We start from the raw sequence: 1,420 nt of genomic DNA, 5'->3' as shown, positions 1-1,420 counted from the left end.
ATTTGATACATATGCTTATCCATTTTCTGTAAAGCCAGATAAAAAGATGACTGTCGACGATCTTATGAAGATCCACCGTGATACCTATGATAATACTGAATTTGACTATTCAAAGGGAGAAACTGGCGGTCTGTTTGCTCACCCTTACAGTTTTGGTCTTTACAATAAGGAAAGAGTTATCTCTGTAACAAGTATCACATACATCTGGATAAATCAGGTAAACGACAAACTGCCAGCTCCTATATCGTGGATTGCTCTTACATCACCTGCTCAAAGCGTGTTTGTGCCACTTCCTATTGCACCAATAACAAAACGCTATTCAAGAGTGGACAGAAAACATTACGATCCTACAAAGGCATACTGGGCTGCAACAGAGGTTGGAACCTTAACAAGAGGATACTACTCTGCTTTAATTCCTATTGTAAGACAGACTGCAGGTGATCTTGAGGCTAAGTCAAAGCAGAAAATTGAGGATTCATTAAATCTTTCAAAAGATGAATTCAATAAAATGCTTATTGATAACGCAGATGAGTGTTTCAGTGTCTGGAAAGCACTGCCATCAAAAATGGTTGAACATATAGATTCAGGTGCAAACTTAAAATATGCAAAGGGTCATGAGCCAAAATATATAAAGATTAACAGCTACAAAAACACAAACGTTGAAATGGAAGATCTGATTGCAAAGAATGCAATTAATGACAAGAATGTAGCTTTAATTGAAGATGAGCAGGAGCTTATCGCCTTAAATTCTGATGCTGCTCAAGGCAGACTGTCAAAGGATAAGAGCACAACAACTGAAGATAATAAGTTAAACAGCAAAAATACGATGGCTGATACAAAAAATTCACAAACTCAATTATCAACAGATAAGAGTGAAAAGACTGATGCTGATACACAAAATGCACAAGCTCAGTCTTTAATAGATAACATGAATAAGTCTGATAATACAAAGACTGATAAGAGTGAAGACAAGTCTATACCTGAGAGCAAAAAGGACACTGATTCTCAAGCTCTTTAGTTTTACAACTTACAGTTAACTTATTGTACTGTAAGGTACAATTCATTTTACAGATGTGGTCTGGACCTTTGTCAATAACATTTTTTTTATAAACACTTTTTCTGATGACATGAGAAAGCATGGAATTTAGCTGTAAATGGCGATAAAATTCAGAGAATTTAAGGATTTCATTTGTAATGTTAAATTTTCATATCATTAAAGCTACTTATTTGTCTGATTATTCAGTCAGATTTTTATTTGCAGATAAGACACTAAAAGATTTTGATTTTAGACCATACCTTAACTTGATTTTTTTGTAAATGGTCGGAAATAAAATTTTAGACCATTATAAAACAGCCCCTTAAGCGAACTGTTTGATCTTTAAAAAATCAGTGTGATAATGTTCACGTTTTTAATTATCTT

At 33.9% G+C, this 1,420-nt stretch carries 1 protein-coding gene; it reads left to right on the top strand.

Annotation, left to right across the window (positions count from 1 at the left end; genetic code table 11):
• The coding region (locus ACJML3_RS04435; RefSeq protein ID WP_406020960.1) for a C69 family dipeptidase at positions 1-1,018 on the top strand (1,018 nt) is incomplete at its 5' end.
• Positions 1,019-1,420: the final 402 nt, after the last annotated feature.

Source organism: Succinivibrio sp. (assembly GCF_045124615.1).
GTDB classification, from domain to species: domain Bacteria; phylum Pseudomonadota; class Gammaproteobacteria; order Enterobacterales; family Succinivibrionaceae; genus Succinivibrio; species Succinivibrio faecicola.
The sequence above is the reverse complement of the archived record's forward strand: the minus strand, read 5'-3'. Positions and strand labels throughout refer to the sequence as shown.